This is a genomic window from Sphaerospermopsis aphanizomenoides BCCUSP55, from assembly GCF_001586785.1.
GTDB classification, from domain to species: domain Bacteria; phylum Cyanobacteriota; class Cyanobacteriia; order Cyanobacteriales; family Nostocaceae; genus Sphaerospermopsis_A; species Sphaerospermopsis_A aphanizomenoides_A.
Genome location: NZ_LUFH02000159.1, coordinates 1 through 8,819, shown reverse-complemented (window position 1 = coordinate 8,819; position 8,819 = coordinate 1). Strand labels below are relative to the sequence as shown.

Annotated in this window: 8 protein-coding genes and 1 tRNA gene; 4 read left to right on the top strand and 5 right to left on the bottom strand. The window is 37.4% G+C overall.

Features of this window, described 5'->3' with window-relative positions; translation table 11 throughout:
* Positions 1-45: 45 nt before the first annotated feature.
* Both mazG and A0J48_RS25095 read right to left on the bottom strand, forming a co-directional pair.
* Positions 46-852, bottom strand: a complete 807-nt coding sequence (gene mazG, locus A0J48_RS25100; RefSeq protein WP_200327302.1) for a nucleoside triphosphate pyrophosphohydrolase — start codon at positions 850-852, stop codon at positions 46-48.
* Between the two features lie 75 nt (positions 853-927).
* Positions 928-1,527 (bottom strand): metal-binding protein, encoded by a 600-nt coding sequence (locus A0J48_RS25095; RefSeq protein ID WP_200327301.1) that lies wholly within the window; start codon positions 1,525-1,527, stop codon positions 928-930.
* Positions 1,528-1,782: 255 nt separating this feature from the next.
* Between A0J48_RS25095 and A0J48_RS25090 the strand changes: the two genes are divergently transcribed.
* Positions 1,783-1,855, top strand: a tRNA-Val gene (locus tag A0J48_RS25090).
* Positions 1,856-2,281: 426 nt separating this feature from the next.
* Positions 2,282-2,452 carry a photosystem II assembly protein Psb34 gene (gene psb34, locus A0J48_RS25085; RefSeq protein WP_200327300.1) on the top strand — a complete coding sequence of 57 codons (171 nt, stop codon included), beginning with the start codon at positions 2,282-2,284 and terminating at the stop codon, positions 2,450-2,452.
* A 196-nt stretch (positions 2,453-2,648) separates the two neighbouring features.
* Here psb34 and hppD read toward each other — a convergent pair whose 3' ends face one another.
* The 3 genes from hppD to A0J48_RS25070 form a co-directional block, all read right to left on the bottom strand.
* A complete protein-coding gene (hppD, locus tag A0J48_RS25080) occupies positions 2,649-3,758 on the bottom strand; it encodes a 4-hydroxyphenylpyruvate dioxygenase (protein WP_200327299.1) in 1,110 nt (369 codons plus the stop codon).
* Between the two features lie 196 nt (positions 3,759-3,954).
* Complete coding sequence (locus tag A0J48_RS25075) at positions 3,955-4,659, bottom strand: SDR family oxidoreductase (RefSeq protein ID WP_200327298.1); 705 nt, start codon at positions 4,657-4,659, stop codon at positions 3,955-3,957.
* 240 nt (positions 4,660-4,899) lie between these two features.
* Positions 4,900-6,573 (bottom strand): NYN domain-containing protein, encoded by a 1,674-nt coding sequence (locus A0J48_RS25070; protein WP_200327297.1) that lies wholly within the window; start codon positions 6,571-6,573, stop codon positions 4,900-4,902.
* 209 nt (positions 6,574-6,782) lie between these two features.
* Between A0J48_RS25070 and A0J48_RS25065 the strand changes: the two genes are divergently transcribed.
* Positions 6,783-7,814 (top strand): VOC family protein, encoded by a 1,032-nt coding sequence (locus A0J48_RS25065; protein ID WP_200327296.1) that lies wholly within the window; start codon positions 6,783-6,785, stop codon positions 7,812-7,814.
* A gap of 170 nt (positions 7,815-7,984) precedes the next feature.
* Positions 7,985-8,794 (top strand): DUF1838 domain-containing protein, encoded by an 810-nt coding sequence (locus A0J48_RS25060; RefSeq protein WP_200327295.1) that lies wholly within the window; start codon positions 7,985-7,987, stop codon positions 8,792-8,794.
* The last annotated feature ends 25 nt before the right edge of the window (positions 8,795-8,819 follow it).

The following is an 8,819-nucleotide window of genomic DNA, read 5'->3' as shown; positions in this document are numbered from 1 at the left end:
CCTGCCTCCCCTGCCTCTTATTCCCCCACACCCCACACCCTTACATTACTCTTTCGCTAACTTAGCTTTAGCTTGTTGCCAAAGTGCATCTAATTCTTCCAAGCTATAATCTGTCAGCGGACGATCCATAACATCCTCCATTTTTTGCAGACGTTGAATAAATCGTAAACTTGTACCTTGTAAACCTGCGCTGGGGTCAAGATTATGCCATCTAGCAAGTTGAATAATGGCAAATAGTAAATCGCCTAATTCTGATTCTTGACGTTCTGGGGTTTCCTCAGCTAAAGCCTGTTGAAATTCCCCTAACTCCTCATGAAATTTGCCCCAAACTTCATCAACATTTGTCCACTCAAACCCAACACTAGCAGCCTTTTGAGAAATCTTCATCGCTGCATTTAAGGGAGGAAGACTGCGACGATAACGATTGAGTTTATCACTAAGTTTTTGCGCCTCTAGTGTTTCTCCCTTTTCAGCAGCTTTGATGGTTTCCCAGTTTTGGCGTACCTCGTCCACATTTTCTACCGTCACGTCGCCAAAAACATGAGGATGACGACGAATTAACTTTTGAGAAATTCCTTCAGCTACTTCTTGCAGAGAAAAATCACTGACTTCACTAGCAATTTGCGCTTGTAACACTACCTGTAACAATAAATCTCCTAATTCTTCGGCGATCGCCTTTTTATCCCCAGATTGAATCGCGTCTACCACCTCATAAGCCTCCTCAATTATGTATGGAGTAAGACTTTCAGGAGTTTGTGCCAAATCCCAAGGACAACCACCATCAGGCGATCGCAACTTCGCCACCACATCAATTAATTCCTGTAACGCCACCAAAGTTTGATTATCTGCCATAAAACCTCCGCGTACCTCTGTCTTGAAAAGTTTCCTACGCCGGGAAACCCGGCTTCGAGGAACTTTTCGCTGCGCTTACCTCTGCGTACCTCTGCGTTTTCTCACGGTCTTTACACCCCGCGTCGATTTACGCTTCTTAATTTTGCCATGAGGCAACAACCCCTGAATGCCCTGCTTTTGGAAACGTTTGTAAGCAGAACCAGTCCAATCACTGAGGGAATGACTCATTGCACCCAGTTCAAACCCCACAAACAAAGCGAAAAATTCCCCATAATATATAGATATAGTCCGCCCCACACTTCGCCACACATCCCCCCAGTTCAAAGCCACATTACCCAACTTAGCGAAAACCACCAACAGCAAAATCGCCACAAACGCCAAAAAAGTAGTCAGATACACTACTCGTAACGTCGTGCCAATAATTGGACCGTGGGATAAAAAAGAACGGTGGCGCAAACTTTTTTGATAAGGAAGCCACACCCAACGCAGAAACCCCCAACGCTGAAACTGACGGGAATAAATATCTAAGTCTGGGCCAAACATCAGCCCCCCAAACATAAACCCACCCGCCACCAACAACGTCACATTACTGCTACGAGTGGAAACCAAAGTCACAGCTGCCACCAATGGCAAAGACCAGATAGTAATGCGATCGTGTGTCTGACCAGAGGGCATATTTTATAAGTCAAAAGTCAAAAGTTAAAAGTCAAAATCTAATACTGATACCTATTTGCAAAATGACTGCGACATAAAGCAAGATAAAAAGCTGATATATCAAGACTTTCACAATCTAAGATCCAAAATCTAAAATCCAAAATGGTATTGAGTCAGTATAGCTGACAACCTGCATCTAACCTGCAAAAAAATTTTTCTCCAAACCCTTGCAAAATTTTAAAAGTCTGTGCTATATTAAGAAAGTGATGAAAACACGGGCGGTTAGCTCAGTTGGTAGAGCGCCTGCCTTACAAGCAGGATGTCATCAGTTCGAGTCTGGTACTGCCCATTTAAATTAAAAATCAAGAAACATTTAGCAGTTTACAATCAGTTTGTAAGCTGCTAATTTTTTGGACTTTTATTATAAACGTTTTTAGACTTGACAAAAAGCAAACTTATTATTGCTTCATCAAATCCTAAATAAGCATAAATAAGCATTTTTATATTAACAATATTTTGGGGTTTTAATGATGATCTTATTGACAACACAAACATCTACAAACCTGATTATTGCGTAAGGTAGGCATTGTCTGTCCTCTAAAGTATGCGGTTGAAATTCCTGCAACATCAGAAACAAACCTCCTCCTCGGCATTGTTTACCAGATAAGCAACTCTTATAGATACTATTGTTAATTTTCTGTCAAGTCCTATTGACATTTTGTAACAAACTTGTTATATTTGTTTACATAAAGTAAAAAACCCAAAGAAAAACATCATGTACACCACAGTTAACGAACAAGGAATCCTCAACAACTACGCTAATGAACCTCAGCTTTACTACGCTGAATATCCTACACAAGAACAACAAAACCGCTATTTTTTCCAAGGTGCAATTGCCACTTTATTCGTTACTGCTGTTGTTTTGATTGCCCTTGGTGTTAGCTAATATGTTTTAACTCAATTTTTTCGCTTCGGTATTGGTATTTAATCGTCATTCTTATTTCTCCTACTCGCCCTGGTTAGTTTCGCCAGGGTTTTTTCTTGGAGAAATACAGCAGATTTGAGGTAAATGATGTACAAAACTTAAGAACAAAGCCATACAATAAATAAAAGGCTTTCAAACTGCTTTACTATTCCCTATTTTAATAACCACTAACGAATCCGCGTTTAACTTGTTCGCTTTCAATTGCTTCAAACAAAGCCCGAAAATTACCTTCACCAAAACCAGAAGCTTGAGAACGACGTTCAATAAACTCAAAGAAAAAAGTCGGTTCGTCGAAAATTGGCTGAGTGAAAATTTGTAATAATAAAGCGCCTTTAGGCGCATCTTTTTGATAATCAACTAATATTTCTTGTTGTGCGATCGCTTGTAGTTCTGAGGATGATAAAAGGAATTCTAACCGCTGTTGTAATTTTGAGTAATAGCTTTGAGGAACAGAGAGGAAAGATAGACCAGCAGCACGAAAACGAGCGATCGCACTAATTATATTTGGTGTGCTTAAAGCAATATGTTGAATTCCTGCACCTCTATTCACCTGTAAAAATTCTTGAATTTGGGAATTAGGAGAAGCCGGCTCATTTATTGGTAATTGTATTCTACCATTAGCAGAAATCATCACTTGACTATGTAAAGCCGAGCGATCAGTTTGAATTTTAAAACTTTGTTGGGGTTGAAAATCAAAGATTGTTTGATACCAACGCACAGCAGCTTCTAAATCACCAACTTCCACATTTAAAACCACATGATCTATAACTGTAAAAGTATAGGGTAATGGGTGATTAGCAACCGCAGGTAAAAGTTCTTTAATTTTGACTTGATTTGTATTTTTATCTTCTCCCGTTACCGCATTTCTTTCAATCAATGTATGAGTCAAACCACCCCAAGCAGCAATTTTCGCATATTTGTAAGATATAGCATTTTGAATAGGTTGAAGAATTTTTGCACCATGAATGATAACTCTGGCTATTAATGCTTCCAAATCTGCCACGGCAAAAGCTATATCTGCCACACCAGGAGGGTGATGACGTAAAAACTCAGCTACTGGGCTTGTAGGTAATAAAGGTGAAGAAAGCAAAAAATAAATGTCTCCATTTTTTACAACTTCGGTGTGAGTATGAAAGGATTTTTCCTGATTGATGTTACCAAGAAAAATAGAATTTACTGATGTTTGAAACCCGAGATAATTGACAAACCAATCTCGCCACTTTTGGGCATCTTCTACATAGAAGTGAACGTGATCAATTTGAAGCATAAGTGATAATTGACAATTGATAATTGATAATTGATAATTGACAATTGACAATTGACAATTGACAATTGACAATTGTAAGAATTCAGGAGTCATGTCAAATTTGACAACATATAGCAGGTTAATAAAGTACAAATTTAATCACAACTCCTTACGCCAAAATAATTTACTGCTGACTACTGCTAAATCATAGCGATTTTTAGAAAAACAGATGACTATCTGGTTGAATATTAATTTCCATTGGTACAGCTTGAGGTTCAGCAGATAAAGCATAGAAAATAGCATTAGCCGCAGTTTTACAACTTAACATTTTTGTCCGGTCTACCTTTAAGGTTACATTGTCCCAAAAAGGAGAATCTACCCCACCAAAATAGAAAAGAGTGAACTTAACACCAAAGCGTTTGAGTTCCTCAGCCATAGACTTACTAAAACCCACAACACCAAATTTAGACGCAGAATAAGCCGCAGCCATCCCCATTGAGTGCTTACCTAAAATTCCGACTACATTACAGATATGACCAGATTTACGTTTTTGCATTTCTTGGGCTGCTGCTTTAGTAGTATAAAAGCAACCTTTTAAATTCAAATCTAAAATCTGCTCTAACTCTGCTGGTTCTATACTGTTGTAGGGTTTGAGAATACCCATACCAGCAGCATTAACTAACACATCAATTTGTCCAAACCGCGCTAAAGTTGCTTGTATCAATGCGTTTACTTGTTCAGGTTGAGTAATATCTGTAGAGACAGTTAACACTTCCCCTGATAACTCACCTGCTAATGTTGCTAAATTGGCTTCATTTCTAGCAGCTAGTACCAATTTTGCCCCCGTGGGTGCTAGTTGACGTGCTAGGGCTGACCCAATACCGCCAGTAGCACCAACAATGAGAATAACTTTATCCTGCATCACTATCTTTACATTTATTTACACAACATTATTTAGTATATACAAGTCTTTCTGATTTCGTGGGAGAAATAAAGAGTTCAGGAGTAAATATTTAAGTAGGGTGTGTTGTCGGTTATAAAAGGATTTAGGAGTTTGAGAGAGTGAAAATTAGCCGTAATGCACTGAGAAATATGGTGTGTTAAGCATTGCTATAACCCACCCTACAATTTAGGCATACTTTTAATTTTTAATTTTTAATTTTTAATTTTTGATTACTTGCATAGCTACTTCCCTTTTTTTGCCTGATTGTTGTAGTTTAAAATAATTACAAGACTGTAAAAATTTCCTGTACCCACCTCTAATTTTTAATGCTTTGATTTGCTCACTGATGGATTTACCATATTGTTGCTGAAATTTAGTGCCTAAAATACTAATATCCAGATATGAATTTCCTGATTCATTTATTGATGTTCTGAGAATGTTAAGCAGGGCTAATTCTAAATCCGCTGGAGAACGAATAATAGATAAGGAAGTCAATGGAAAATCAGGAGAATTTAATTTACTTATTTCCCATTTATTACCTCTGTGTTTGACTTGAAAAGAAGTGCAAGATTGTAAAAAATTGAGGTAATTTCCACCAATTTTTAATTCTTTGATTTGGTCAGTTATCGGTTTACCATACTTGTGCTTAAATAGAGTTGCTAAGATACTAATATCAAAGTTACCTTGGTTAGATGTTGTGGTTAATTCTGACAGAATATTTTTTAGTGCTAGTTCTAAATCCTGTGGAGAATTAATAATAGATAATGAATCAGAAGCATTTTGTTTGATCACTGGATCAGAGTTTTCAATATTATTGGTTAAACCAACTAGTTTCTGATCAAAAACAGTTAAATATAATTCGGCATGATCATCAATTTGATGAGTCACTAAATCTGCTGGATAGTTAAGAAACAGATCCCTAGGTTTTTTACTAGGTATATATCTAGCAACAATCTGAATAAAATTTAATTGATATTTGTTTTTGTATAACTTAGATATTTGAGAAAGTTTAATCCAGTAACTACCAGTCTGTTGTTGCTCCTCTTTGATTAAGGTTTTGATTTGCCGAATAAATTGCTCTAGAGAAGGCATTTCTGGTAGAGGTTTAATGCTGTGTACAGTAGTTTCTCCTGTAGAATTATTAAAGATATTGATATTTTCTCCATGTTGACTAACTTGATATACTATTAAACCATGTTGTTGTAAATTGTTGCATAAATTAGTCATGACTTTATCGGAAGAACAAACCAAAACCTCTTTAGCATTGGGGTAACGTTCATGAATAGCAGAACCAAAAGCAATCATTTTTCCGTCTGCATTATCTCTACCTGCGGGAACATGAATCAAATCATAACCACGTTCGTGTAATTCCACATCTAATTTACCGCGATTACTCCAGTTAGCAAAAGCTATTTTAACTTGCACAGGATAATAACAAACTGTTGCCAAAAACTTTTCTGTGTAGGGATTAATTTGTAAATTTTCGGCATCTAAAAGTAAAACTGTAATTCCTGCTGTTACTAAAGAGGTGATAGACTGAGAATTTACCGAACCATTGAATTCAGAGATTACGGAATTTTGCTGGTGAAGATTGGCGATTAATTCTGATAAAATGGGTAAATCTAAGGCAGCAGGTACAAGTAAAGCTTTCAAGTATGATTGAAGTTTTTGGTTTAATTCATCCCAACTTTGAGCTTGGCTAAGTAACTCTGTAAACTTGGTAATTAAAGCAGCTTGATTAGAGTGATTTTGCCATTGAATTTTTCTGTACTTTTCTAGTAAAAATTCTGGCTGTTGTTGTTGAATAGTAATAATTGCTTGGCAGACCTGAGAGGCTATTTTATTTAACAGCACAGCATCATATTTAGTTAGCGATCGCTCATGATTTGGCATAATTTACAAAGTGTGACAGGTGACAGGTGACAGGTGACAGGGAACAGGTGACAGGTGACAGGGAACAGGTGACAGGGAACAGGTGACAGGGAACAGGTGACAGGTGACAGGTGACAGGTGACAGGTTATTCCCCCACACCTCACACCCAGTTTCAATTAATTAAAAAATGGATTTACTAACTTTGTGATTTACTAAAATTTAATTTGTTATGACTCAATCAACAACAACAGGTATTGAAGGTATTTATGAAGTATGTATTGGCGTAACAGAGCCAATTTTAGCAATTCAATATTGGCAACAATTTGGCTATCGTATTGGGCAAGTAGGAGAATTAAATGCCGAGACAGCTTACCAATTATATGGCGTAAATTCCTCATTGAAAGCTATTCGTCTTGAGCATCAAGATGCAGATCATGGTTTAATTAGATTAATGACTTGGCAACAGCCTATAAATCAAGGTTTAGGCATCAGTTCCATGAAAGTTAAAGGTAATCGCTGGGGTACTGCTTTAACTACTGATTTGTTAGGAATCTTAAACCATGCGGAAAATGCTAAAAGCCAGGGTATGACTATCCGCTACACCTACCCTTACTGGGAAGTGATTTACAACAAAGAACGCAAAAGCCAACCATTTGTAGATGCTGCGGTTGGTGTAAGAGAAATGATGTTACTGCAACCCTTGACCAGACAAGTGTTATTTCAACGTTTTGGCTATGTGATGCCTGATTATGGGAAAATCAATCATCATGCAGTTTTTAGCAGCAGTCAGTTTACCCATCTGGGGTTAATTGTTCAAGATGACAGTAAACAAACTTTGAAATTTTATGAAGAAGTTTTAGGTTTGTTACGAGTTCGTGACGATGTAGAAACTAGTTATGAATCTTCCTTTGCTGGTCGAGATTTTTTTGATCTTCAACCAGGGGAAAAATTTATAGTTACTGCTTTTGATGACCCCCGTTCTTCTAAAACTAACTGGATGGCAGCACGCAGTGGTAGACTGTATATAGTCAGGTTTCCAGAGAATATTAACTTAGAATCACACTTTACATTAGCCCAACCAGGTAGTTTAGGAATGTGCCTTTACACCTATCGCGTTCAGAGCATAGACACTTATTTTGATAAAATTAGAGCAAGTAATGTACAAAGATTTACTAAAATTACAACTAATGAGTTTGGAGAAAAGAGTTTTTCTTTTGTTGCCCCAGATGGATATTTTTGGACTTTGGTGGAATTTAATTGACAATTGACAATTGACAATTGATAATTAATTAATTTGGTTTAAAACTCTATTTTAACAGAAAAATAACAACAAAAACCTTGTCTTACTTTTAATCCTCTACCCTTGAAGGAGAATTAATTTTCTACTTTCCATTTTTTATTATCAATTTTTGCAGAATAAGGAAACAGCAAATGGTAGGTCATATCCAAGAAGTTGATGCCCAACAATGGGTGAAAACTCGTTCTTCCCTAGACCCTGAAGAATCTACATTTTTAGTTTGGACAGGAAAAATTTATAGCTTTGTCCCCAACGAAAAGCGACAACTATTATTTAAAATTTTGGGCATGAGTGTGAGTCGGTGTATTCCCACTGCTGAGGGACGTTGGGACTTTACCTCCAGAGAATTGACTTATTACCTCAACCCAGAAACGGATGAGATTGTGCGAAAATGGGAGAATCCTTGGACTGGGGAAACTGTTCCTGTGATGCACGTTGCTAATAGTCCGGTGCAAGGAAAGTTTAAAGGTAAATTGCCTGTGACAGTGGAAGGTGAAAATACCACTTTTATTTTTGATTTGTTTCCTGATTATCCCAATCCTTTGGCAGAAGATCCCCAATTTGCCCCATACTGTCCATCTACAAATTATCAAGCCGCAGAATTATTTAAAATTACCGTACCCAGTGCGGATTTAGTTAATTCTGAATTAAATTCTGTCACTCAACTCAAACTCAGTTGGGATAGAATCGGTCAATGGTTGCCGTGGATGAAAATGGAACAACGCCCTGGTTATCTGATTTATAGTGCTACAGGTGGCAAGGTTCGCAGTTTTACAGAATTACCTCCACTGCTACAATCAGAAATCAATAATCGAGTTCCTTTGTACAAGCAAGCACCAACAGCCTTTTTAGATGGGGAAGATATGACTTCTTGGTTGTATTTCCAAAAGAATTTTGACGCTTATTTAGCAGGTGAAACTTTCCCGTTACCAGCAGAGGAGTAGGCAGGGGAGGCAGGGGTAGCAGGGG